This is a genomic window from Billgrantia gudaonensis, assembly GCF_900100195.1.
Taxonomy (GTDB): Bacteria; Pseudomonadota; Gammaproteobacteria; order Pseudomonadales; family Halomonadaceae; genus Halomonas; species Halomonas gudaonensis.
Map to the genome: position 1 here is coordinate 180349 of NZ_FNES01000002.1, position 22571 is coordinate 202919.

Annotated in this window: 23 protein-coding genes; 17 read left to right on the plus strand and 6 right to left on the minus strand. The window is 66.9% G+C overall.

What is annotated here, in order from left to right:
• Positions 1 to 8: 8 nt before the first annotated feature.
• Genes BLP96_RS02925 through BLP96_RS02940 form a run of 4 tightly spaced genes read left to right on the plus strand, consistent with a single transcriptional unit; the run spans position 9 to position 3692 of the window.
• A complete protein-coding gene (locus BLP96_RS02925) occupies positions 9 to 1319 on the plus strand; it encodes a nitrous oxide reductase family maturation protein NosD (protein ID WP_089682911.1) in 1311 nt (436 codons plus the stop codon).
• Positions 1316 to 2302 (plus strand): ABC transporter ATP-binding protein, encoded by a 987-nt coding sequence (locus BLP96_RS02930; protein ID WP_089682914.1) that lies wholly within the window; start codon positions 1316 to 1318, stop codon positions 2300 to 2302. Before BLP96_RS02925 ends, BLP96_RS02930 begins: the two co-directional genes overlap by 4 nt.
• Entirely contained in the window at positions 2299 to 3129 is an 831-nt protein-coding gene (locus BLP96_RS02935; RefSeq protein ID WP_089682916.1) for an ABC transporter permease, read from the plus strand. Before BLP96_RS02930 ends, BLP96_RS02935 begins: the two co-directional genes overlap by 4 nt.
• Before the next feature lie 5 nt (positions 3130 to 3134).
• On the plus strand, positions 3135 to 3692 hold the full coding sequence (locus BLP96_RS02940; protein ID WP_089682918.1) for a nitrous oxide reductase accessory protein NosL: 558 nt from the start codon (positions 3135 to 3137) through the stop codon (positions 3690 to 3692).
• Positions 3693 to 3786: 94 nt separating this feature from the next.
• Here BLP96_RS02940 and BLP96_RS02945 read toward each other — a convergent pair whose 3' ends face one another.
• The 3 genes from BLP96_RS02945 to BLP96_RS02955 all read right to left on the minus strand — a co-directional run bounded on the left by BLP96_RS02945 (position 3787) and on the right by BLP96_RS02955 (position 5124).
• The gene (locus BLP96_RS02945) at positions 3787 to 4098 is read right to left on the minus strand and encodes a c-type cytochrome (protein WP_089682920.1); all 312 of its coding nucleotides are present in this window, start codon (positions 4096 to 4098) and stop codon (positions 3787 to 3789) included.
• 109 nt (positions 4099 to 4207) lie between these two features.
• Positions 4208 to 4654, minus strand: coding sequence for an Rrf2 family transcriptional regulator (locus tag BLP96_RS02950; protein WP_089682922.1), 447 nt, complete (start codon positions 4652 to 4654; stop codon positions 4208 to 4210).
• Between the two features lie 47 nt (positions 4655 to 4701).
• The gene (locus BLP96_RS02955) at positions 4702 to 5124 is read right to left on the minus strand and encodes a DUF454 family protein (protein WP_089682924.1); all 423 of its coding nucleotides are present in this window, start codon (positions 5122 to 5124) and stop codon (positions 4702 to 4704) included.
• 61 nt (positions 5125 to 5185) lie between these two features.
• Here BLP96_RS02955 and BLP96_RS02960 point away from each other — a divergent pair, with 61 nt between their 5' ends.
• From BLP96_RS02960 to BLP96_RS02985, 6 genes are all read left to right on the plus strand, one after another.
• Positions 5186 to 6349, plus strand: a complete 1164-nt coding sequence (locus tag BLP96_RS02960; protein ID WP_089682926.1) for an NnrS family protein — start codon at positions 5186 to 5188, stop codon at positions 6347 to 6349.
• 113 nt (positions 6350 to 6462) lie between these two features.
• Positions 6463 to 7848: an oxygen-independent coproporphyrinogen III oxidase gene (hemN, locus tag BLP96_RS02965; protein ID WP_089682928.1), complete on the plus strand. Its 1386-nt coding sequence runs from the start codon at positions 6463 to 6465 to the stop codon at positions 7846 to 7848.
• Between the two features lie 52 nt (positions 7849 to 7900).
• A complete protein-coding gene (gene norR / locus BLP96_RS02970; RefSeq protein WP_089682930.1) occupies positions 7901 to 9427 on the plus strand; it encodes a nitric oxide reductase transcriptional regulator NorR in 1527 nt (508 codons plus the stop codon).
• 301 nt (positions 9428 to 9728) lie between these two features.
• Positions 9729 to 10202 carry a ubiquinone anaerobic biosynthesis accessory factor UbiT gene (gene ubiT / locus BLP96_RS02975; RefSeq protein WP_089682933.1) on the plus strand — a complete coding sequence of 158 codons (474 nt, stop codon included), beginning with the start codon at positions 9729 to 9731 and terminating at the stop codon, positions 10200 to 10202.
• A gap of 32 nt (positions 10203 to 10234) precedes the next feature.
• Positions 10235 to 12346 (plus strand): adenosylcobalamin-dependent ribonucleoside-diphosphate reductase, encoded by a 2112-nt coding sequence (locus BLP96_RS02980; RefSeq protein ID WP_089682935.1) that lies wholly within the window; start codon positions 10235 to 10237, stop codon positions 12344 to 12346.
• An 81-nt stretch (positions 12347 to 12427) separates the two neighbouring features.
• A complete protein-coding gene (locus BLP96_RS02985) occupies positions 12428 to 13198 on the plus strand; it encodes a ribonucleoside-diphosphate reductase (protein ID WP_089682937.1) in 771 nt (256 codons plus the stop codon).
• Between the two features lie 72 nt (positions 13199 to 13270).
• Here BLP96_RS02985 and BLP96_RS02990 read toward each other — a convergent pair whose 3' ends face one another.
• Positions 13271 to 14032, minus strand: a complete 762-nt coding sequence (locus tag BLP96_RS02990) for a DeoR/GlpR family DNA-binding transcription regulator (RefSeq protein ID WP_089682939.1) — start codon at positions 14030 to 14032, stop codon at positions 13271 to 13273.
• A gap of 255 nt (positions 14033 to 14287) precedes the next feature.
• Between BLP96_RS02990 and BLP96_RS02995 the strand changes: the two genes are divergently transcribed.
• Genes BLP96_RS02995 through cdd form a run of 7 tightly spaced genes read left to right on the plus strand, consistent with a single transcriptional unit; the run spans position 14288 to position 20906 of the window.
• On the plus strand, positions 14288 to 15097 hold the full coding sequence (locus tag BLP96_RS02995) for an outer membrane protein OmpK (RefSeq protein WP_089682940.1): 810 nt from the start codon (positions 14288 to 14290) through the stop codon (positions 15095 to 15097).
• 16 nt (positions 15098 to 15113) lie between these two features.
• Entirely contained in the window at positions 15114 to 16388 is a 1275-nt protein-coding gene (locus tag BLP96_RS03000) for a NupC/NupG family nucleoside CNT transporter (protein WP_089682942.1), read from the plus strand.
• 22 nt (positions 16389 to 16410) lie between these two features.
• Positions 16411 to 17187: a deoxyribose-phosphate aldolase gene (deoC, locus tag BLP96_RS03005; RefSeq protein ID WP_089682943.1), complete on the plus strand. Its 777-nt coding sequence runs from the start codon at positions 16411 to 16413 to the stop codon at positions 17185 to 17187.
• Positions 17187 to 18527 carry a thymidine phosphorylase gene (gene deoA / locus BLP96_RS03010; protein WP_089682944.1) on the plus strand — a complete coding sequence of 447 codons (1341 nt, stop codon included), beginning with the start codon at positions 17187 to 17189 and terminating at the stop codon, positions 18525 to 18527. Before deoC ends, deoA begins: the two co-directional genes overlap by 1 nt.
• Positions 18524 to 19762 (plus strand): phosphopentomutase, encoded by a 1239-nt coding sequence (locus BLP96_RS03015; protein ID WP_089682945.1) that lies wholly within the window; start codon positions 18524 to 18526, stop codon positions 19760 to 19762. The genes deoA and BLP96_RS03015 overlap by 4 nt, the downstream gene beginning before the upstream one ends.
• A complete protein-coding gene (deoD, locus tag BLP96_RS03020; protein ID WP_089682947.1) occupies positions 19762 to 20499 on the plus strand; it encodes a purine-nucleoside phosphorylase in 738 nt (245 codons plus the stop codon). Before BLP96_RS03015 ends, deoD begins: the two co-directional genes overlap by 1 nt.
• Positions 20496 to 20906 (plus strand): cytidine deaminase, encoded by a 411-nt coding sequence (cdd, locus tag BLP96_RS03025; protein ID WP_089682948.1) that lies wholly within the window; start codon positions 20496 to 20498, stop codon positions 20904 to 20906. The genes deoD and cdd overlap by 4 nt, the downstream gene beginning before the upstream one ends.
• Here the strand turns inward: cdd and BLP96_RS03030 are convergent.
• Positions 20903 to 21646, minus strand: a complete 744-nt coding sequence (locus BLP96_RS03030; protein ID WP_089682950.1) for an anaerobic ribonucleoside-triphosphate reductase activating protein — start codon at positions 21644 to 21646, stop codon at positions 20903 to 20905. The genes cdd and BLP96_RS03030 overlap by 4 nt on opposite strands.
• The gene (locus BLP96_RS03035; RefSeq protein ID WP_089682953.1) at positions 21643 to 22563 is read right to left on the minus strand and encodes a U32 family peptidase; all 921 of its coding nucleotides are present in this window, start codon (positions 22561 to 22563) and stop codon (positions 21643 to 21645) included. Before BLP96_RS03035 ends, BLP96_RS03030 begins: the two co-directional genes overlap by 4 nt.
• Positions 22564 to 22571: the final 8 nt, after the last annotated feature.

The window sequence follows — 22571 nt, forward strand, 5'->3', positions numbered from 1 at the left end:
AGATCCCCATGCGACCGATCTGGTTATTGAGCGTTTTCCTATTTCTGGGCTCGGCCGGCGTTCAGGCGGCGGAGCTCGTGGCTTCGCCGGACGAGCGACCGCTGCAGGCGGTGCTCGATACCGCCGAGTCGGGCGACCGCGTTCGCCTGTCAGCCGGGGTCTATTCCGGCAACTTCGTGATCGACGAACCGATCACCTTGAGCGGTGACGACGGGGCCATTCTCGACGGTCAGGGTCGCGGCAGCGTGCTCACCGTCGAGGCCCCCGGCGCGCACGTCAGCGGGCTGCACATTCGCAATGACGGCGCCAACATCACCGACATGGACAGCGGCATCTTCGTGGCCAAGTCCGCTGCGGGGGCGGTGATCGAGAACAACCGCATCGAAGCCCGCGGTTTCGGCATCTGGCTGGATGGCGTGGCCGACGTGCGCGTCGAAGCCAACCGCATCAGCGGCGATACTTCGTTGCGCTCCCAGGATCGTGGCAACGGCCTGCAGCTCTATAACGTCACCGGTGCCGAGATCATTGGCAACGAAGTGTGGCAGGCCCGCGACGGCATCTACATCGACGTCAGCAACGGCAATCGATTGATCGGCAATCGGCTGCGCGATCAGCGCTACGGCGTGCACTACATGTTCTCCCAGGACAACGTGGTGCGCGACAACGTGACCCGCAACAACCGCCTGGGCTATGCGCTGATGCAGTCGCGCAACCTCGAGGTGGTGGGCAATCGCTCCATACGCGATCAGAACTACGGCTTCCTGATGAACTACATCGTCGACTCGGTGATCGCCGAGAACGTCTCCATCGAGGCGCAGCGCGGCGTCACTCCCGGTACGGAGGCTGGCGATGGTCACGCCATCAGCGGCGCCGAAGGCAAGGCACTGTTCGTCTACAATTCGCTGTTCAACGAGATTCGCGACAACCTCTTCGCCCACACCGAGATCGGCATTCATCTGACCGCCGGTTCCGAGGACAACGAATTCCACGGCAATGCCTTCGTCGCCAACCGGACCCAGGTGAAGTACGTGGCGGTGCGCCAGCAGGAGTGGTCTCACGAGGGGCGTGGCAACTACTGGAGCGACTACCTGGGCTGGGATCTCAGCGGCGACGGCATCGGCGACGTGCCCTACGAACCCAACGACTCGGTGGACCGTCTGGTCTGGACCTATCCCATGGCCAAGGTCCTGATGAACAGCCCGGCGGTGCAGGTGCTGCGCTGGGTGCAACGCGAGTTCCCCGTGCTGCGCCCGCCGGGCGTCAAGGATAGCCACCCCCTGATGAGCCTTCCGGACCGGATGGCGGAGATCCTGCAATGACTCAACCCGTGATCGAGATGGCCGCCGTCAGCAAGCGTTTCGGCACCCTCACCGCCCTCGACGAGGTCAGCCTGACCTTGAACGAGGGGGAGGTGCTGGGGCTGATGGGCCACAACGGCGCTGGCAAGTCCACCTCGATGAAACTGATACTCGGCCTGATACGTCCCAGCATGGGCCGCCTTCGAGTGTTCGGCCACGACCCCAGCGGCGCCGAGGCCAACGTTCTGCGCCAGCGCCTGGGTTACCTGCCCGAGAACGTGCAGTTCTACGAGCAGCTCAGTGGCGTCGAAGTGCTGCGCTATTTCGCCCGCCTCAAGCGCGTCGACGACCTGCGCCGCGTCGATGCCCTGCTGGAACGCGTGGGCCTGACCCATGCCATGCACCGCCGGGTGAAGACCTACTCCAAGGGCATGCGCCAGCGCCTGGGTCTGGCTCAGGCGCTGCTCGGCGAGCCGCGTCTGCTGCTGCTCGACGAACCTACCGTCGGTCTCGACCCCATGGCTTCCCGCGATTTCTACGCGTTGGTCGACGAGCTGCGCGGAAAGGGAGTGAGCGTGGTGCTGTGCTCTCACGTGCTGCCGGGAGTGGAACGCCACATCGACCGCGCCGCGATCCTCGGCCAGGGGCGGCTGCTTGCTTCCGGCACCATCGACGAGCTTCGCGAGGCCGCCGACCTGCCTCTGGTCGTGCGGTTGCGTACGTCGCGCGGAGCCGAAGATCTCGAGCGGCGGCTTGGCTCCGTCGGCGTATCGGTGACCGGTGCGGCGGGAGCGCGCGTCACTCTGGCCGTGCCGGGCAGTGCCAAGATCGAGGTGCTGCGTGCGCTGATGACCGACGGCGCCGTCGAGGATGTCGACCTCGAGCCGCCGACGCTGGAGTCGCTCTACGCCCACTTCGATGCCACCCTGCATCCACAGGCGGCGGCACCGGGAATGCGGGCCAGCGAATCGTCGTCCCCCCGCCGCGAGGAGGCCAACGCATGAACCATCTCGTCACCGTGGCCGGCAAGGAGTTTCGCGACGGCCTGCGCAACCGCTGGGTGCTGGCCATCACCCTGGTGTTCGGTCTGCTGGCCATCGGCCTGGCCTATTTCGGCGCCGCGGCGTCCGGCCAGGTGGGCTTCACCGGCGTGGCCACCACCATCGTCAGTCTGTCGAGCCTGGCGGTCTTTCTGATACCGCTGATTGCGCTGCTGCTGGCCTACGACAGCATCGTCGGCGAGGACGAGCAGGGCACGCTGCTGCTGCTGCTCACCTATCCGATCAGCCGGGTGGAGATCCTGGCCGGCAAGTTCCTCGGCCATGCGGCGATTCTCGGGGTTTCCACGCTGGTCGGCTTCGGGGTGGCGGGGCTGGTGATCGCCGCCTTCGGCAATCACGACGACCTCGGTCAGCTGCTTGCGGCTCTGGCACTGTTCATCCTTTCCGCCACCCTGCTGGGCTGGGCCTTCATCGGCTTTGCTTACCTGATCAGCGTCAGCGTGTCGGAGAAGTCGCGGGCCGCCGGCATCGCGCTGGTGGTGTGGTTCGCCTTCGTGCTGGTCTTCGATCTGCTTCTGCTGGCTCTGCTGGTGGGTACCGGCGGCGAGGTGAGCCAGGGGCTGTTTCACGTGCTGTTGCTGCTCAACCCTGCCGACATCTTCCGCATCCTCAATCTCACCTTCTTCGAAGCGGCGCGTACCCAGGCGGGGCTCGCCTCCCTCGGTGCCGATGCCGCCTTTCATCCGGCGCTGCTGCTCGGTGCCCTGAGCCTGTGGGTCGCGGCACCGCTGGGGGCGGCATTGTGGATCTTCCGTCGGCGGGAGGCGTGAACGTCATGCGCGATCCGAATTCGGCTGACGCAACCCGCTTGACGCGGCGTCGCTTCATCTTCGTGGTCGGCGGTGTATCGCTGGCCGCTCTGACGGGCTGTGGCGGTGAAGAGGAAGCCGATGTCGCCTGTGCGCCCGAACCCATCGGTGACGGCGACGAGTGCGCCGTGTGCGGCATGTTCATCGCCGGGTTTCCCGGCCCCAAGGCGCAGGCCTGCCTGCGCGACGGCCGGTTGCTCAAGTTCTGCTCCACCTCGGATCTGTTCGTGTGGCTGCTGCAGCCGGACTCGCCACCGCAGCTGCGTCAGGCCTATGTGCACGACATGGGCGAGACCGCCTGGGATGCTCCCTCCGACGAGGCCTACATCGTTGCCGATACGGCCGTCTACGTGACCGAGCAGCCGCTGAAGGGCGCCATGGGACCGACCCTGGCCGCCTTCGCCAGCACGGCCGACGCCGAGGCGTTCATGGAGGAGCACGGCGGACGCCAGCTGGCTTTCGAGGAGGTCGACGTGGCGACCATCAACGAGCTCGCCCGTTCGCACATTCAGCGCGGCAGGTGATCGCCTGACCCATCGCGGCATGACGCGCCTTGACGACAGACGCCCCGCCGGAAGCTACCGGACGGGGCGTCTGCCAAGCGAGGCGTGTCAATCCTTACTGCGACTCTGCCACCATGTAGTCCACGGCAGCTTTCACTTCCTCGTCGCTCAGGCTGGCGTTGCCGCCCTTGGCCGGCATGGCGTTGAAGCCGTTGAGCGAGTGATCGTAGAGGGTCTCCATGCCTTTCTCGATGCGCGGCGCCCAGGCGTCGGCATCGCCCTTGATCGGCGCACCGGCGGCCCCGGTCATGTGGCATGCCATGCAGGCCTGGTTGTAGACCGCCTCGCCGTCCGCTTCGGCCTGGGCGGAGGTGGTGAAGGCGAGGGCGGCAGCGCCGGCAAAGAGTGCAGTAGACAGCAGTTTCATTCTCTTTCTCCTAGTCGTGGCTAGTCACGGGGAAGAACAGTCGATGGGCGCACCGGCCCCGGCTCGGAACTGGCTTCCATTCTAAACCAAGTCGATCGCTTGGCATTTTTCACATCTCGGCGGTAGGGATCTGCATCAGCTTGGCCAACTGCGGTTGGCGCCGGCCCAGCATGTCCGCCAGGGTATAGCGGTCGAGTACCGCCAGAAAGGCCGTCAATGCTTCGCCGAGGATCGGCTTGAGCTGGCAAGCGGGGGTGATGATGCAGTCGTTGTGGTCGCCGAAGCACTCGACCAACGTCAGCTCGTGTTCCATGTCGCGGACCAGGGTGCCGAGCGAAATGTCTTCGGGTGCGCGATTGAGCAGTAGGCCGCCGTTCTTGCCGCGGATGGCGGTGATGTAACCCTTGTGGCTGAGCTCCTGCACGACCTTCATCAAGTGGTTGCGCGAGACCTCGAAGGTTTCGGCGATCTCGGTGATGGTCGAGCGTTCCTCGCCCTTGACGGCGAGGTAGATCAGCACGCGTAGCGAATAGTCGGTGAAACGGGTCAGGCGCATAGGATTTCCGGCTCGGCACTCCCTTGATGCTCATCAAGGGGCATGGTTCAAAAGCGTGACATTCTATCATCGACCCACGAAGTCGCAGTGTAGGGAAACGGTGTGGCATCGGGTCGCGTCAACACGAAGGCGGCGATACCGGCGAACAGCAGCGCCAGGCTGACCAGCCCCCAGGTGGGCACGCTCGACAACCATAACAGCCACCAGCTCGAGAGCAGCAGGAGCACCGCCAGGTACTTGCTGCGCCGCGGTACGGCGCGCTCTCGTTGCCACGCGTGCAGTACGGGCCCGAGTCGTGGATGCTGCCACAGCCAGTCCGACAGTCGCGTCGATCCCTTGGATGCCGCCCAGGCCGCCATCAGCAGGAAGGGCGTGGTGGGCAGCAAGGGCAACAGCAGCCCGAGCATACCGAGACCGACACTGACGATGGCCAGCAGGTTCCAGCCGAAACGCGGTATCCGGATGGTCATGGCGCCTTGCCTCTTCCTCATTTCGATTGGCAGCGGGATGTGTAAATAGTATTTTATATGCATGTTTGAGGACAATGCAAAACCTGGTTCCGCACCAGAACGACGATTACCGGCCTGGCGATGGTTCTTCCCGCTGGCAGCGCTGCATGCAGCCCTCATGGTGCCGCTCTCGCTGCTGTCGCTCTATCACCAGTTGGAGGTACTGCCGCAGCTCGCCTCGCCGGCAGCGCACGCCCGCGAGCTGGTGTTCGGATTCGCCCTGGCGGTGATCGCCGGCTATCTGCTGGGCCCGCTGCCACGGCGTCGGCTGGCGGGGTTGGTCGCCTTGTGGGCGGTGGGGCGCCTGGGGGTGCTGGCCTGGCCGCTGATGTATGTCGCCACGCTGGCCGATGGTCTCTTTGCGCTGTGGGTCGCCGGCCTGTTGGTTCCGCGCTTCATGGCCGCCAAGAAGTGGCGCAACCGCATTCTCTCGCCGCTGCTGGGGCTGATCTGCCTGCTCGGCGTGGTGACCCTCACCTGGCGTTACCTGGGCGACATGCCCACCACGGCGCCGTTGATGCACCAGAGCGTACTGTGGCTGGTGCTGCTGATGACCTTCATGGGCGGGCGCATCATCGCACCGGCAGTGAATGGCTACCTGATGCGTCAATTCGGTCAGTCCGGGGCCGGCGTGCAGCCGCGCATCGAGGCGGGGTTGATCGTGCTGCTGGGCGTCGCGCCCTTCCTGATGCTGTGGCCACGGTTGCAGCCGCTGGCGGCCGTGCTGGCGCTGGCCGCCGGAGGGCTGGTACTGCTGCGGCTCTACCGCTGGGGGCCGGGCCAGTGCCGTCAGCGCCCGGATCTGCTGGCGCTGATGGCCGGCTACGCCTGGCTGGGTGTGGGGCTGGTGCTGATGGCGCGTACCTGGTGGCTGCCGGCTCACGACAGCGCGCCACTGCATGCCTTCACCATCGGTGCCCTGGGCACGCTGGCCAGTACGGTGATGCTGCGCCAGGCGATCCTGCGTACCAAGGCACGGCCGGAGCGCGAGTGGGCCCTGATGCCGCTGGTGGTGCTGTTCGCCACGGCGGCGATCCTGCGCCTGTGGGCGCTGGAAACCGGCAGCGCCTGGCTGGGCGTGCTGTGGGGTGCGGCGCTGGCGTGGAGTCTTGCCTGGCTGCTGGTGGCCGGCCGGCTGTGGTACTGGATCGGCCGGCTGCCGACACCGCGCCCCTCCGCGAATTGACCCCGAGCAAGAGAGACGCGCCTGGCCGAGACGATGCGTATCGCCAATGGCATACTGGTGGCATGCGGCCATGGCCAGTCCATGCCCACCCTTTCAAGAGGTTGTTTTCGACCATGCAAGACGAGCTGCTGTTCAATCGCCCCCTGGTAGAGAAGTACGACCGGCCGGGGCCGCGCTACACGTCTTACCCCACGGCACCGCAGTTTCACACGGCCTTCGCCGAGGACGACTATCGGGCCGCCGCCGAGCGCAGCAACCGGGTCGCCTCGCCCAAGCCGCTGTCGGTTTACGTGCACATCCCCTTCTGCAAGAGCCTGTGCTACTACTGCGCCTGCAACAAAATCATCACCCATAATACCGACCGTGCTGCCGAGTACCTGGCCTGGCTCGAGCGCGAGATCGAGGTTCAGGGAGCGCTGTTCGACGACACGCGGCGCATGACCCAGCTGCACCTGGGCGGCGGCACGCCCACCTACCTGACCAACGCGCAGCTCGGCGAGCTGATGGCAGCGCTCGATGCGGCCTTCCACTTCGCCGAGCCCGCGGCGCGCGAGTTCTCCCTCGAAGTGGACCCGCGCACGGTGTCGCCCATCCAGATTCACGAGCTTCATGCCTTGGGTTTCAACCGCCTGAGCTTCGGCGTTCAAGACTTCGACCCCGAAGTGCAGAAAGCGGTGAACCGCGAGCAGAGCGAGGCGCAGGTGGTCGAGCTGGTCGAAGCGGCCCGCGAGGCCGGCTTCCAGTCGGTGAGCGTCGATCTCATCTACGGCCTGCCCCTGCAGACGGTGGCGAGCTTCGATGCGACCCTCGACAAGATCATCGCCCTGCGCCCGGACCGGATCGCCACCTACAGCTATGCTCACCTGCCGGAGCTGTTCAAGGCGCAACGGCTGATTCGCCCCGAGGACATGCCGCCTCCCGAGCGCAAGCTGGAGCTGCTGGAACTGACCATTCGGCGTCTCACCGAGGCCGGCTACGTCTACATCGGCATGGACCACTTCGCACTGCCGGGCGACGAACTCAGCCTGGCCCGCGAGAACGGCACCCTGCAGCGCAACTTTCAGGGCTATTCCACCCATGCCGACTGCGACATCGTGGGCCTCGGGATCACCGCCATCGGCAAGGTCGGCGACACCTACAGCCAGAACGTCAAGGAAACCGCCCAGTACCAGCACCGCCTGGAGAGTGGCCGGCTGCCGGTGATGCGCGGCTACCGGCTCAACGACGACGACCGCCTGCGTCGCGACGTGATCAACGCCTTGATGTGCCATGGACGGGTCGACTTCGCCGATATCGAGGGGCGCCATGACATCGACTTTCGCGACACCTTCGCCGATGCTCTCGAGCAGTTGACCGAGATGGCCGACGACGGCCTGATCGCCATCCGCGAAGACGCGCTCGAGGTGCTGCCTGCCGGACGGCTGATGATGCGCAATCTGGCCATGGCCTTCGACGCCTACCTCAAGCCCGCCGAGGGTCGCTTCTCGCGTACGGTGTGAGCGTTCAAACCATTGCGGCCGGCGACTCGCCGGCCCCCTGAGCCACCGCCTCATGCTCGACGATACCCTGTTGGCCGATCTCACCGCCGATCTGCCCAGCGCCGTGCGCCTCCAGCGGCTGGTGCGGACCCTGCGCGAAGGCTTCCACTGCGGAGCCGTGTGCCTGCTACGCCTGCAGGATGGCGCACTGGCTCCGGTCGCCCTGGATGGGTTGGTGCGCGAGGCGCTGGGGCGACGCTTCGAGGTGGCGCGGCATCCGCGCCTGGCCACCATCCTGGCCAGTCGTCGCACCACCATCTTTCCGCCTGACTCGAGTCTGCCCGACCCCTACGACGGTCTGGTCGAGCAGCATCCCGGCGAACCCCTGCACGTGCACGACTGCATGGGCATCAGCCTGTACGTGGAGGGCGAGCCATGGGGGGTGTTGACCCTCGATGCCCTGGTTGCCGGCACCTTCGACGAAACCGCACATGCCGCTCTCGAACGCTACGCGCTGCTGATCGAGGCGGCGGTGCGGGTGACCCGTCTGGAGCGGGATTTGCGTGCGCTGCGCATGGCGCACCATGGCGAAGTGACCCGGGTCGAGCCTGGCGACGGCGGTGAGATCCTCGGCCACAGCGCCGTGCTGCAGCGGCTGCTGCGCGAGCTCGACGTGGTGGCGGAATCCGATCTGCCGGTGCTGCTCTCCGGCGAGACCGGGGTGGGCAAGGAGCTGTTCGCGCGCCGTCTCTACCAGCGCTCGGCACGTCGCGACCGGCCTCTGGTGCAGGTCAACTGCGCCGCCCTGCCCGAGTCGCTGGCCGAAAGCGAGCTGTTCGGGCATGTGAAGGGGGCCTTTTCCGGGGCGACCGCAGAGCGCCCCGGGCGCTTCGAAGCCGCCGACGGCGGCACCCTGTTCCTCGACGAAGTGGGCGAGCTGCCGCCGAGCATTCAGGCCAAGCTGCTGCGCGCGCTGCAGAACGGCGAGGTGCAGCGCCTGGGCGAGGACACCCCGCGCCAGGTCGACGTGCGCATCATCGCCGCCACCAATCGCCGCCTGGCCGACTCCGTGCGTGAAGGCAGTTTTCGTGCCGACCTCTATCACCGTCTCTCCGTCTACCCGGTGGCGATTCCTCCCTTGCGCGAGCGGGGCAGCGATGTCCTGGTGCTGGCCGGTCATTTCCTGGAGATCAACCGGGCACGTCTCGGCGTGCGCAGCCTGCGCCTCTCGCCGGAGGCCGAAGCGGCACTCACCGCCTACGCCTGGCCGGGCAACGTCCGCGAGTTGGAGCACGTGATCAGCCGCGCCGCCATCAAGGCGCTGGGGCGAGGTGCGCGTCGCGACGACATCGTGACCCTCGAGCCGGACCAGCTGGATTTGCCGGTTGCCCGGAGCATTGGCGCGGTGGGCGATGCGGGGGCGTCCTTGGATCCGATCCAGACTGCGCGGCCGCTGCGCGATCAGGTGGAGCAGACGCAGCGTCGTGCCATTCGCCAGGCCCTGGCGGCGAGCGACGGGAGTTGGGCACAGGCCGCCCGCACGCTGGGGGTGGATGCTAGCAACCTGCACAAGCTGGCGCATCGGCTGGGGCTCAAGTAGCCGCTCGCGCCCCTGCGCTGCCATGCATGGCCGCCGCCGCCGTGCGGTGGACCGTCGCGTGGATCGAGAGTGGCGGCAAAAGGCAAGCGCAGATACAAAAAGTTAACCAGATATGGTGCTTGAACCTGAGATATGGACTATATATGGTGTGCAGGCCCCGGTCGGGGGCAATGGAGAGGGCTTGACGCATATCAGTGCGCAGCGTGGCCAGGGCGCCTAGGATGAACGGTTCGCCGGCCCGCGTGAAGAAGGGCCGACGGTTCATGGTCCAACGATGAGACGCCGACCAAGGAGAGTGCTCATGCTGCCGCTGTCGCTGCCACGCCCCCCCGCCCCGACCCGTTTGATTCGTGCCATCGACCCGCGGGTGCCCCTGCCGGTCAAACGCCGAGTGATCGAGCCGGTGCTCAACCGTACCTTCGCCGAGCCTCTGGACGAAGGCGAGTTCGACGCCCTGGAAGGACGGCGCATCACCCTCGCCGTCGAGGATCTGGGCGTGGTGCTGACCCTTTCGCTGGTCAACGGTCGCTTGGTGCTGTGCGGCGAAGCTGGCGAGGCCACCATCCGCGGCGGCTGGCGGGAGTTCCTGTGCTTGGCTACGCGCCGCGAGGATCCCGACGCGCTGTTCTTCCAGCGCCGGCTGCTGATCGAGGGCGACACCGAGCTGGGGCTGATGGTCAAGAACCTGCTGGACAGCCGCGAAGAGGGCCTGGCCCAGGGCCGGCTGGGTGAGTGGCTGGTGCGCCTCGAGCGCCTGGCGCGGCGCGACGACTGAACCGACTTTCGAGCTTGCGGAGACTTCCCGACATGAGCACTTCCACCAAGGCCGTCAAGACATCCAATGCGGTGCCGCTGCAGGTACCCTCGCGCGATATCTGGGACTCCAAGTATCGTCTCAAGGACCGTCACGGGCGGCCGGTGGACAAGGACGTGACGGCGACCTGGGATCGCGTGGCACGCGCCCTGGCAGCGGTGGAAGGCGACAAGGCCGACGAATGGCTGCCCAAGTTCCGCTGGGCGCTGGAAAACGGCGCCATCCCGGCCGGGCGCATCATGTCCAATGCCGGCGCCGAGGCCTACAAACCGGCGGTGAGCCTGATCAACTGCACGGTGTCGCGCACCATCCACGACTCCATGCACGACATCCTCGACTCCGTGGTGGATGCCGGCATGACCCTCAAGGCGGGCTGCGGCATCGGCTACGAGTTCTCCACCCTGCGCCACAAGGGTGCTTTCGTGTTCGGTGCCGGCGCCGGTACCAACGGCCCCCTGGCGTTCATGGACATCTACGACAAGATGTGCTTCACGGTGGCCTCCGCCGGGGGGCGTCGCGGCGCCCAGATGGGCACCTTCGACGTCGGTCATCCCGACGTGCGCCAGTTCATCGAGGCCAAGCGCGAAGCGGGGCGCCTGCGCCAGTTCAACCTCTCGCTGCTGATCACCGACGAGTTCATGGAAGCGGTGAAGACCGACGCCGACTGGCCGCTGGCCTTTCCGCTGCATGCCGGCGAGAAGGACGACGTCGAACCCTCCGAGCTCATCTATCGCGACTGGCCGGTGATCGAGGAGGGCTACACCGTCGACGACGAGGGCCGCGTGGCCTGCCGCATCGTCGAGGTGATCAAGGCGCGCGAGCTGTGGGACACCATCATGCGTTCCACCTACGACTACGCCGAGCCGGGCTTCATCCTGATCGATCAGGTCAATCGCATGAACAACAACTGGTTCTGCGAGGAGATCCGTGCCACCAACCCGTGCGGCGAGCAGCCGCTGCCGCCGGAGGGTGCCTGCCTGCTGGGCTCGGTGAACCTGACCCGCTTCGTCATCGACCCCTTCGGCAAGAAGCCGCGCTTCGACTGGGAGCGCTACCGCAAGGTGGTGGCGATCTTCACCCGCATGCTCGACAACGTGGTGGAGATCAGCGGTCTGCCGCTCGAGGGCCAGCGCCGCGAGATCGAGGCCAAGCGTCGTCACGGCATGGGCTTTCTCGGCCTGGGCTCCACCCTGACCATGCTCAAGATCCCCTACGGCTCGGCCGAGTCGCTGGCGTTCACCGAGGAGGTGAGCCGCAACCTGGCCATCGAAGGCTGGAAACAGGCGCTCGAACTCTCCCGCGAGAAGGGCATGGCCCCGGTCCTCGCCGAGGACTTCGCGATCACGCCCAAGATGCTGCGCGAACGGCCCGAGCTCAAGAAGGACGGCTACGAGGTGGGCGACAAGGTGCCCGGCCGCATTCTGCATGCGCGCTACAGCCGCTACATGCAGAAGGTCGCCGAGGTGGAGCCGGAGCTGGTCGCCGCACTCGCCGAGCACGGCGCACGCTTCACTCACCACAGCTCCATCGCGCCGACCGGCACCATCTCGCTGTCGCTGGGCAACAACGCGTCGAACGGCATCGAGCCGTCGTTCTCGCACCGCTACTTCCGCAACGTCATCCAGTCGGGCAAGAAGACCAAGGATCAGGTGGAAGTGGTCTCCTTCGAGTTGGCCGCCTACCGTCACTTCATCGCCGCCGACGCCGTGGAGAGCGATCTGCCCGACTATTTCATCACCGCCGACGCGGTGACCCCGGAACAGCACGTGGCGGTACAGGCGGCAGCGCAGACCTGGGTCGACTCGGCGATCTCCAAGACGGTCAACGTGCCGACCGAGTTTCCCTTCGAACAGTTCAAGAACCTCTACCTGGACGCCTACCAGAGCAAGCTCAAGGGCTGCACCACCTTCCGCTTCAATCCGGAGGCCTTCCAGGGCGTGCTGGTGCGCGAAGACGATCTCAAGAACACCACCTACGTCTTCGAGCTGGAGAACGGCGAGACCGTCGAGCTCGCCGGCGACGAGAAGGTGATCTACGACGGCGAGGAGCACAACGCGGCCAACCTGTATGATGCGCTGAAGGAGGGCACCTATGGTAAGTGGTAAGCCACGTCCTACTGCGATCGTGGTGGCTGTGAGTGGTCGCCACCCGGGTGTCAAAGCACAACAGATCCAAGGAGCCCTCTGATGGCCGTCGAAATCAACTCCAAGATCGTCTCCTACAGCGTCAAGAAGGCCGTGGAAGAGGCGCCGCTGGCCGACGAGAACCCGCTCACGGTGCGCATTCCCTCGCGCCCGGAGGGCACCCTCGAGGCCGTCTCCGAGAAGATCTCCTACGTCGGTGCCGAGGGGCGCAAGAAGGTCTACCTGCTGGTATCGTTCATGCCCGTGGAGGGCGTGCTCGACGGCAAGCGGGTGGTGATCGAGCGCCCGGTGGAGTTCTTCTTCCCCTCCGGCCAGCTCTCCAGCGAGCACCAGTGGATCACCGCCACCATGCGCAGCCTGTCGCTGGCGGCGCGGGGCGGCTACGTGACCCAGGCGGTGGCCGACCTGCGCAAGGTGGCCTGGGACAAGGGGCTGGTGCGCTGCGGCATGAACCGCTGGGGCAAGCCGATGTTCCACGACTCCGAAGTGGCGGCCATCGCCTGGTCGATCCAGCAGATCCTCTACCGCCGCGGTTTCCTCGACCAGGACGGCAACCAGGTGCCGGTGGAGGAACTGGTGCGCCGCTACGCCCACCGCCTGACCCATGGCCACGCCTGGCAGCCTTCGGCCGAAGAGGAGGACGAGGCGCCGGCCACCGGTACGGTCTCCCCCATCGGCGGCAGCGAGGCGAGCGGTGACAAGAGCGATGGCCCCACCGTGGTCGGCCACTGCCCCGAGTGTCGCGGCGAGCTGATCATGATGGATGGCTGCCCTACCTGCTATGCGGGTTGTGGCTGGTCCAAGTGCGGCTGAAAACTGGCTGCGCTCGGCCAGAATCCACCCACGAAGCCGGGCATTGCCCGGCTTCGGCACGTCTGGCATCGCTCAGGCGGCAACGATGCGCGGCCCGGGCTCTCCCTCCGCCGACGCCAATTTGGCGTCGTTCTCGGTGATCACCACGTCGAAGTCGCTGAGCCGGGCGAAGTAAGCAGGGCGGATCGCACCGAGCTTGCTCTCGTCCACTACCAGCAGGCGCTGGGCGGCGCTGGCGATGGCGGCCTGCTTCGGCGCTACCTCGTGGAAGTGGAAGCAGCTCACCCCGCGTTCGGCGTGCACGCCGGCGGCCGACAGAAAGGCGCGGTTGATGCCCAGGCGACGAATGGCATCGCCCATCGCATCGTCGGCGAAGGTCTGCGAGACGTCGTGGTAGAGCCCGCCGAGCAGCACCAGGCGCACGTTGGGTAGCCCGCTCACCGCATTGGCGACGTTCAGCGCGTAGGTCACCACGGTGATTGACTGAAAGTCTCCCAGCATGCCGAGCAGTGGCATCAGGGTGGTCCCGCAGTCGATGAACAGCGTATCGCCCTCGGCAATGAACGAGGCCGCCCCCTTGCACAGTCGATGCTTGGCCAGGTAGTGACTGCCCTGCTGCTCGTCGAGGTCGTAGACCGGCGCGAACAGAGGGTTGTCGGCCATCACCAGGCGGCCACCGAGGAAGGTCATGGCACCGTTGCTGGCCGCTACGTCGCGGCGAATGGTCATTTCCGAGACGCCGCACAGCTTGGCCGCCTCGCTGAGATGGATGGTCCCACCCCCAGACAAGGTCTCTTGTAGCCGAGCCAGGCGCTTGGCGCTTCGACCGTTCATCGACCCCCTACCTCCTCATCGTGGCACATCGTGTTGCTCCCATGCTGATCCAGGTACCGCCGAAATGCCACCGCCATGCCTCGCAGCGGGTTCGGCAGCGCCCAAAGGACTTTGAGCTGGTGAATGACGGCAATAAATGTTAGAAAAATCACATTGCATGTTATAGGTTTTACACTGAGGCTGCCTAGCGCAGGTCATGCTTTCACCCCCGGCACCGCCGGGACGCCAACAACGACAAACGTCTCGAGGCCACTGATGACTTTCGTACGCACGACTTCCCTCGCCGTTCTCTGTGCCGGCGCCCTGTTCGCCGCTACGCACGCTAAAGCCGATGCCCTGCAACCGCAGTGGTCGTTCGCTAACGTCTCCGTCAACTACCTCGACTGGTCCGACGGTACCGAGGCGCGTACCGCGGACAACGCCGCCAAGGGCGACTTCCTCTATCTGGAACTGGAGGGAGGCCTGGGCTACGAGTGGGGAGAATTCTACGGCTTCTTCGATTTCGAAAACCCTGGCAACGACCAGTTCGACGAAGCCAGCGACGGCAAGGACAACTTCCGTACCGCCGGCAAGGTGACCTCCCACCTCTACCTCGGGGAGTCGTCCTTCTCGGTCTATGCCCACCTCTACGACTTCCGCGACTATGGGTATGATATCCGCGAACAGGACCAGATCCTCGGCCTGGGCTACCGTCACACCTTCGCGAGCGGCCTGTGGTTCAAGCCCTTCCTGGGGGCAGCAAGGGTCCAGAGCGACGCCTATACCGGCATGAACGGCTTCATGGCCGGCTGGGTGGCCGGCTACGACTTCCGTGCTTTCGGTCAGGCGTTCAGCGTCACCAACTGGCACGAGCAGACTTTCGGTCGCGACGACGACTATCTGGAGCGGAACTATGTGGGTGACAAGGCCGACAGCGTGGGTACCAACGGCGCGGTGAGTCTTTGGTGGCACCCCCATGATCGGATCACCACCGGCGTGCAGTATCGCTACTCCGATGAGAAGCTGGGCGCGCCGGGACAGTACCAGAACGCCGTGATCTACACCCTCAAGCTCAACCTGCTGTAAGGCAAAGGGGACTACCATGACCCTCATCATGAGCCTCGTCGGGATGGTGACCCTGATCGCCATCGCCTTGATCTTCTCTTACGACCGCAAGTCGATCCGTCTGAGAACGGTGGTCGGCGCCTTTGCCATTCAGGCCGGCATCGGTGCCTTCGTGCTCTACGTTCCGTTCGGCCAAACGGTGCTCTACACCATATCGGCGGCGGTCAGCCAAGTGGTCGCCTATGCCAACGACGGCATCGAATTCCTCTTCGCCGGTCTGGCCGATGCCGATGAAGTGGGCTTCGTGTTCGCCATCAAGGTACTGCCGGTGATCATCTTCTTCTCCTCGCTGATCGCCGTGCTCTACTATCTGGGCATCATGCAGTGGGTGATCCGCATTCTCGGCGGCGCCCTGCAGAAAGCCCTGGGCACCTCGCGTACCGAGTCGCTGTCGGCGACGGCCAACATCTTCGTCGGCCAGACCGAGGCGCCGCTGGTGGTGCGCCCCTTCATCGCGCGCATGACCTCCTCGCAACTGTTCGCGGTCATGTGCGGCGGGCTGGCCTCGGTGGCCGGCTCGGTGCTGGCCGGCTACGCTGCCATGGGGGTGCCCATGGAGTACCTGGTGGCCGCTTCCTTCATGGCCGCCCCGGGGGGCTTGCTGTTCGCCAAGCTGATCATGCCCGAAACGGACGAGCCCGAAGATAGCGTCTCCAAGGTCGAAGAGGAGCGGCAACACGACGAAGACCGCCCCAGCAACGTGCTCGATGCCGCTGCCACGGGGGCCACCTCGGGCCTCAAGCTGGCTGCCAACGTCGGTGCCATGCTGCTTGCCTTCATTGGCCTGATCGCCCTGGTCAACGGCATGCTGGGGGGCATCGGCGGGTGGTTCGGTTTCGAGGCGCTGAGCCTGGAGTGGATCCTCGGTTGGCTCTTCGCGCCGTTGGCCTTTCTACTCGGCGTGCCCTGGGAGGAGGCGACGCTCGCCGGCTCCTTCATCGGCCAGAAGCTGGTGGTCAACGAGTTCGTCGCCTACATCAATCTGGCGCCTTACCTCGACGGCGAGCAGGTGGTGGCCGCCACCGGCGAGACGATGAGCGCCCACACCATGGCGGTCCTCTCGTTCGCGCTGTGCGGTTTCGCCAACCTGTCGTCGATCGCCATCCTGCTCGGCGGTCTGGGCAGCATCGCTCCGAGCCGGCGTCACGACATCGCCCGCTTCGGGCTCAAGGCGGTACTGGCCGGTACACTTTCCAACCTGATGTCGGCGTCGATTGCGGGGTTCTTCCTGGCCCTTGCGGCGCTCGGCTAAACCCATTTCACAAGGTGACTGCATGACCGAACTGCAACGGGCCGCTCGCCAAGCGCTGGCGCTGATGGACCTGACGAGCCTCAACGACGACGACAGCGACGCCACCATCGAGGCGCTCTGCCAGCGTGCCAAGACACCGGTGGGGACGCCGGCGGCGGTGTGCATCTACCCCGCCTTCGTCGTGACTGCCCGGCGCGCCCTCACTGCCCACCAGCTGGGCGGCACCGTCAAGGTCGCTACGGTGACCAATTTTCCCCACGGTGACGACGACGTCATGGCGGCGGCGCGCGAGACTCGCGCGGCCGCGGCGTCCGGGGCCGACGAGGTGGACGTGGTCTTCCCTTATCGCGCGCTGATGGCGGGCGACGAGGAGACCGGCCGCGAGCTGGTGGCGTGCTGTCGCCAGGCGTGCGGTGGGGCGACTCTCAAGGTGATCCTCGAGACCGGCGAGCTGGCCGAGCCGGCACTGATTCGGCGTGCCGCGGAGCTGGCCATCGAGGGCGGTGCCGACTTCCTCAAGACTTCCACCGGCAAGGTGGCGGTCAACGCCACGTTGGAGGCGGCCGAGATCCTGCTCGAGACGATCAGGGCCAGTGGCAAGGAGGTCGGCTTCAAGGCCGCCGGCGGTGTGCGCAGCGCCGAGGATGCCCAGGCCTATCTCGATCTCGCCGCGCGCATCATGGGCCGCGAGTGGATCACCCCGGCGCACTTTCGTTTCGGCGCCTCGGGGTTGCTCGACGACCTGCTGCAAACCCTTGGCGTGATGCCGGCCCCGGGCGGGGCGGCGGGAGGCTACTGATGGCTGCCCAGATCCTGCCCCAGGAGCTGATCCGCGCCAAGCGCGACGGCCGGGCGCTGGATGTCGCGGGTATCCAGTCGCTGGTGGCGGGCATCAGTGACGGTTCGCTGTCCGATGCCCAGGTCGGAGCGCTGGCCATGGCGATTTTCCTCAACGGCATGAGCGAGGCCGAGACGGTGGCGCTCACCGAGGCGATCCGCGACTCCGGCGAGGTGCTCGACTGGACGCGCCTCGACCTGCCCGGTCCGGTGCTCGACAAGCACTCCACCGGCGGCGTGGGCGATCTGGTGTCGCTGGTGCTGGGGCCGTGGATCGCCGCTTGCGGCGGCCACGTGCCGATGGTTTCCGGCAGGGGACTGGGCCACACTGGCGGCACTCTGGACAAGCTCGAGGCGATTCCCGGCTATTCGGTCACGCCCGATACCACCACCTTCCGCCGCCTGGTCAAGGAGGTGGGCGTGGCGATCATCGGCCAGACCGGCGAACTGGCACCCGCCGACAAGCGCCTCTATGCAGTGCGCGACGTCACTGCCACCGTGGAGTCGCTGCCGCTGATCGTCTCCTCCATCCTCGGCAAGAAGCTCGCCTGCGGGCTCGATGCCCTGGTGATGGACGTCAAGACCGGCAGCGGTGCCTTCATGCCCACCCACTCGGCGTCGGTGGAACTGGCCGAGTCGATCGCCACCGTGGCCAGCCGCGCCGGCACGCGCACTACGGCGCTGGTCACCGACATGAGCCAGCCGCTCGCTTCCTGTGCCGGCAACGCCGTGGAGGTGCGCGAGGCCCTCCGTCTGCTCACCGGTGAAGGGCAGGATACGCGGCTGCTCGCGGTGACCCGGGAGCTGGCGGCCGAACTGCTGCTGGCCGGTGGCCTGGCCGCGGACCGCGAGGCTGCGCTGGCACGGCTCGATGCGCGATTGGCCTCCGGCGCGGCCGCCGAGCGTTTCGCGCGCATGGTGGTGGGCCTCGGCGGGCCGGTCGACCTGCTCGATAGCCCCGACCACCACCTGCCCGAGGCACCGGTCCAACTGGCCGTGACCGCGGAACGGGGCGGCATCGTTCAGGCCCTGGATACCCGCGCTCTGGGACTGGCCGTGGTGACGCTGGGCGGTGGGCGCCGCAAGCCCGGCGAAGCCATCGACCCCGCCGTGGGCCTCACCGAGATCGCTGCCCTGGGCGAGGGGGTCGACGCCGAGCGCCCGCTGGCGGTGGTGCATGCCGCCAGCCGAGCGGACGCCGAGCAGGCCGCCTGGGCAGTGCGTGCCGCCGTAACGGTCGGCGACGCCGCGGAGCCTGCCCCTACCTTGATTCAGGACGTGATTCGTCGGGAGGTGCCATGAATCGTGCCATCCTGCTGGTGCTCGACTCTTTCGGCATCGGCGCTGCACCCGACGCCGCGCGCTTCGGTGACGAGGGTGCCGATACCCTGGGACACATCGCCGCGGCCTGTGCCCGCGGCGAGTGCGACGACCGCGGTCGCAGCGGGCCGCTGCACCTGCCCAACCTGGCCCGCCTGGGGCTCTTCCACGCCCACCGCGAGGCGACCGGCGCCTGGGCAGTGGGCGTGACGCCGCCGGCCGAGGTCACGGGCGCCTGGGGACACGCCCGGGAGATATCGTCAGGCAAGGACACGCCCTCCGGCCACTGGGAGATCGCCGGGGTGCCGGTGCGTTTCGACTGGGGCTACTTCCCGGAACGGGACAGCAGTTTTCCCGCCGAGCTGCTCGAGGCGCTGACGCGCGAGGCCGAGCTGCTGGGCGTGCTCGGCAACTGCCACGCCTCGGGCACCGAGATCATCGCCCGTCTCGGCGAGGCTCATCTCGCTAGCGGCAAACCCATCGTCTACACCTCGGCGGACTCGGTGTTCCAGATCGCCGCCCACGAAGAAGCATTCGGCCTCGAGCGACTCTACGCAGTGTGCGAGACGGCGCGTCGCTTGCTCGAGCCCTACAACATCGGCCGGGTGATCGCCCGCCCCTTCACCGGCACCAGCGCGACGGACTTCGCACGCACGTCGAATCGCCGCGACTACAGCGTCGAGCCGCCGTCGCCCACGCTGCTGCAGAAGCTGCACGCCGATGGCGGCGAGGTGATCGCCATCGGCAAGATCGCCGACATCTACGCTCATTGCGGCGTGTCGCGCACGGTGAAGGCGAGCGGCCACGACGCCCTGATGGACGCCACTCTGACCGCCTTGAACGAGACCGGCGAGCGTTCGCTGATCATGACCAACTTCGTCGACTTCGACATGGTCCACGGCCATCGCCGCGACGTGGCCGGCTATGCCGCCGCGCTGGAGCACTTCGACGTCCGGCTGCCCGAACTGCTGGCCCGGATCGGCGATGACGACCTGCTGATCCTCACCGCCGACCACGGCTGCGACCCCACCTGGCACGGCACCGATCACACTCGCGAAGTCGTGCCGGTGCTGGCGAGCGGTGCGGGGCTCGTGCCCGGCACGCTGGGAGCGCGGGCGACCTTCGCCGACATCGGTCAGAGCCTGGCCGACCATTTCGACCTGCCGCCGTTCGCCGATGGCACTTCCTTCCTCATCGACAGCCAAGGAGACCCCTGATGGCCACGCCGCATATCGAGGCGGCGCGCGGCGATTTCGCCGATACCGTGCTGATGCCCGGCGACCCGCTGCGCGCCCGCTACATCGCCGAGACCTTCCTGGACGATGTCCGTGAGGTCAATGCAGTGCGCAACATGCTCGGCTACACCGGCACCTACCGAGGACGGCCGGTCTCGGTGATGGGGCACGGCATGGGGATACCCTCGGTCTCCATCTATGCTCGCGAGCTGATCGCCGACTACGGCGTGACCACGCTGATCCGTGTCGGCTCCTGCGGCGCGGTGCGCGACGACGTGGCGCTGCGTGACGTGGTGATCGGCCTGGGCGCCTGCACCGATTCCGGGGTCAACCGCACTCGCTTCGCCGGCATGGACTTCGCCGCCATCGCCGACTTCGCCCTGACCCGCCACGCCGTGGACGCCGCGGCGGCGCTGGGCGTACCGGTCAAGGTGGGCAACCTCTTCTCGGCGGATCTCTTCTACGATCCACGCCCGGACACCGTCGAGCTGCTCGAGCGCTACGGTATCGTCGGCGTGGAGATGGAGGCCGCCGGCCTGTATGGCGTGGCCGCCGAATACGGCGCTCGGGCGGCGACGATCTGCACGGTCTCCGACCACATCCGGCGCGGCGAGTCGCTATCCAGCGCCGATCGCCAGAGCACCTTCGACGAGATGATGCGCGTGTCGCTGGACGCCGTGCTGCGCGACGATGCCGCACAGCGGGGAGAGCGGGCATGAACGAGACGAGCATCGACACGGCCATCGTCGGGGAACTGATCGCCGTGCGCGACCGCGCCTACGCGCCCTACTCGAAGCATCCGGTGGGCGCGCTGGTGGAGAGCGACTCCGGCACGCGTTACCTCGGCGCCAACGTCGAGGTCGCCCACTACAAGAGCATCTGTGCCGAGGCTTCGGCTATCGCTGCCATGGCCAGCGCCGGCGAGCGGCGGCTGCGCGACGTCTACGTGATCGGCCCCGGCGAGCACCTCTGCACGCCCTGCGGCGACTGCCGCCAGCGCATCCGCGAGTTCGCCACGCCCGAGACGCGCATCCACGTGGTCGATGCCCGGGGCCGGCTGCTCAAGTGCTACACCATGGACGAGCTGCTGCCCGATGCCTTCGGGCCGGAGAATCTGCCCACCTAACCCCTCAATTCGAGGCGCTCGAAATAGGGCCTGAGCCTGCGTATCAGGATCTCCAGGCTCTCCCGCGTGGGGGCGTCGGGGACCGGGTGGCAGTAGTCGGGGTTGCGGCACTGGGCGGTGCGCGCCAGCTGGATGGCGTAGTGGCGCACGCCGCAGTCGGCCAGCGTCAGCGCCAGCTGCTCCAGGCTCGCCAGGTCGAAGTCCTTCCAGTGTACCGTGGTACGGCACTCGTAGGGCGTGTCGTCGTCCAGCAGCAGCCCCAGGCTGCGCACGTGGCGCTGCCAGACCCGCTCTCGCCCGACGATACGGTCGAAGTCGCGGCCGCGCCCCTTGGTGTCGAGCGCCACCCAATCGAGCAGTGGCAGCAGCCGTTCCAGGCGTTCGGGATAGGGGCCGGCGGTGTGCAGCCCCACGGCCAGCCCAAGCTCCCGGCACACCGCGGCGGCGGCAGGCAGGTCCGGGTGCAGGGTGGGTTCGCCACCGCTGAACACCACGGCGTCGATCTCGCCCTGCCGGGCCTCGAGAAACGCCAGGATCGCCTCCCACTCGCCGGGATTGGCGCGCCGCGCCTCGGCCATGGGGCCGCTGTCGCAGTAGTGGCAGGCCAGCGGACAGCCCTGCAGGAACACCACCGCCGCCCGGCGACCGGGAAAGGCCGTGGCACTGTCGGCGGCCAGCCCCGCCACCGGCAGGCGGATGGCCGGCGCCGTGGTGTCGACCAGGCGTAGCACGGCGCTCATGACTGGCTCGCCGACCGGGTGTTGTCCATGCCGGGGCGGCCGTGCCAGTAGCCGTCGCAGATCTCGGCGTCGATCAGGGCGAGTGGGTCGGGGGCGGGCAGGTCACCACGTCGAGCGGCATCGAAGGCGGCGACTACCTCGGCCATGCCCTCGGCGCGTGGGCTCAGGCGGGCCACGCCGACGCCCATCTCCTGCATGCTCGGCACTTCATGGCGCAGATCCTGACAGGCGCCGGAAAGGGTCTGGATGCCGTTCAGCGTGAACACCTCCCGGGATTCCTGGGAGCGCAGCGCCAGGCCCTCCGGGTGTTTCTGGCAGACGAATTGGCAGCGATCCTTGGGCTTCTGGTAGCGCCGGGCAGTGAAGCAGCGCGAGGACCAGGCCAGCGGCAGGTGGCCGTAGGCGAATACCTCGCAGGGGTGGTCGAGCCCCTCGGCGCGGCAGTCGGCGAGCAGGCGGGCCAGGTCGTCGCGCGACATCTCTACCGGGGCGTTCCAGCGCTGCATGCCGACACGCGCCAATACCGTCAGCGTGGTCGGGTTGTAGAGATTGAGCGCGGCCCCGGCAACGAAGGGCACGCGGGCGGCGGAGAGGCGCTGCAGGGCGCTCTGGTCGTTGGCTTCGACGCTGAACTCGCCGTTGTCACACAGCTTGCGAAGGTCGCGCAGATCGGCTTCGGATTCGATCAGCGTCTGACTCGAAAGCACGACCTGCTTGCCGCTCTCGGCCAGCTCTCGGCCGATGCCCAGCCAGTCGTCGAGCTTCATGTCGCGCCGGCGCGAGCACACCGACTCGCCCAGATAGACGATCTCCACCGGCCAGTCGGCGGCCTCGCGGTAGAAGTCGGCATAGCGCTCGCGGGTCCAGTAGAAGAGCACCGGGCCCAGCGACAGCTGCAGGGTCTGGGGGGTGGACATGGCTCTCT

Excerpts from the sequence above, each read along its gene's own strand:
- BLP96_RS03030 (WP_089682950.1), bottom strand. The coding sequence starts at position 21,646 with ATGAGCGCCGTGCTACGCCTGGTCGACACCACGGCGCCGGCCATCCGC.
- deoA (WP_089682944.1), top strand. The coding sequence starts at position 17,187 with ATGGCTGCCCAGATCCTGCCCCAGGAGCTGATCCGCGCCAAGCGCGAC.
- deoC (WP_089682943.1), top strand. The coding sequence starts at position 16,411 with ATGACCGAACTGCAACGGGCCGCTCGCCAAGCGCTGGCGCTGATGGAC.
- BLP96_RS03035 (WP_089682953.1), bottom strand. The coding sequence starts at position 22,563 with ATGTCCACCCCCCAGACCCTGCAGCTGTCGCTGGGCCCGGTGCTCTTC.
- BLP96_RS02930 (WP_089682914.1), top strand. The coding sequence starts at position 1,316 with ATGACTCAACCCGTGATCGAGATGGCCGCCGTCAGCAAGCGTTTCGGC.
- BLP96_RS02945 (WP_089682920.1), bottom strand. The coding sequence starts at position 4,098 with ATGAAACTGCTGTCTACTGCACTCTTTGCCGGCGCTGCCGCCCTCGCC.
- BLP96_RS02995 (WP_089682940.1), top strand. The coding sequence starts at position 14,288 with ATGACTTTCGTACGCACGACTTCCCTCGCCGTTCTCTGTGCCGGCGCC.
- BLP96_RS02925 (WP_089682911.1), top strand. The coding sequence starts at position 9 with ATGCGACCGATCTGGTTATTGAGCGTTTTCCTATTTCTGGGCTCGGCC.
- cdd (WP_089682948.1), top strand. The coding sequence starts at position 20,496 with ATGAACGAGACGAGCATCGACACGGCCATCGTCGGGGAACTGATCGCC.
- BLP96_RS02960 (WP_089682926.1), top strand. The coding sequence starts at position 5,186 with ATGTTTGAGGACAATGCAAAACCTGGTTCCGCACCAGAACGACGATTA.
- hemN (WP_089682928.1), top strand. The coding sequence starts at position 6,463 with ATGCAAGACGAGCTGCTGTTCAATCGCCCCCTGGTAGAGAAGTACGAC.
- ubiT (WP_089682933.1), top strand. The coding sequence starts at position 9,729 with ATGCTGCCGCTGTCGCTGCCACGCCCCCCCGCCCCGACCCGTTTGATT.
- BLP96_RS02955 (WP_089682924.1), bottom strand. The coding sequence starts at position 5,124 with ATGACCATCCGGATACCGCGTTTCGGCTGGAACCTGCTGGCCATCGTC.
- deoD (WP_089682947.1), top strand. The coding sequence starts at position 19,762 with ATGGCCACGCCGCATATCGAGGCGGCGCGCGGCGATTTCGCCGATACC.
- BLP96_RS02950 (WP_089682922.1), bottom strand. The coding sequence starts at position 4,654 with ATGCGCCTGACCCGTTTCACCGACTATTCGCTACGCGTGCTGATCTAC.
- BLP96_RS02985 (WP_089682937.1), top strand. The coding sequence starts at position 12,428 with ATGGCCGTCGAAATCAACTCCAAGATCGTCTCCTACAGCGTCAAGAAG.
- BLP96_RS03000 (WP_089682942.1), top strand. The coding sequence starts at position 15,114 with ATGACCCTCATCATGAGCCTCGTCGGGATGGTGACCCTGATCGCCATC.
- BLP96_RS02940 (WP_089682918.1), top strand. The coding sequence starts at position 3,135 with ATGCGCGATCCGAATTCGGCTGACGCAACCCGCTTGACGCGGCGTCGC.
- BLP96_RS03015 (WP_089682945.1), top strand. The coding sequence starts at position 18,524 with ATGAATCGTGCCATCCTGCTGGTGCTCGACTCTTTCGGCATCGGCGCT.
- BLP96_RS02990 (WP_089682939.1), bottom strand. The coding sequence starts at position 14,032 with ATGAACGGTCGAAGCGCCAAGCGCCTGGCTCGGCTACAAGAGACCTTG.
- BLP96_RS02980 (WP_089682935.1), top strand. The coding sequence starts at position 10,235 with ATGAGCACTTCCACCAAGGCCGTCAAGACATCCAATGCGGTGCCGCTG.
- BLP96_RS02935 (WP_089682916.1), top strand. The coding sequence starts at position 2,299 with ATGAACCATCTCGTCACCGTGGCCGGCAAGGAGTTTCGCGACGGCCTG.
- norR (WP_089682930.1), top strand. The coding sequence starts at position 7,901 with ATGCTCGACGATACCCTGTTGGCCGATCTCACCGCCGATCTGCCCAGC.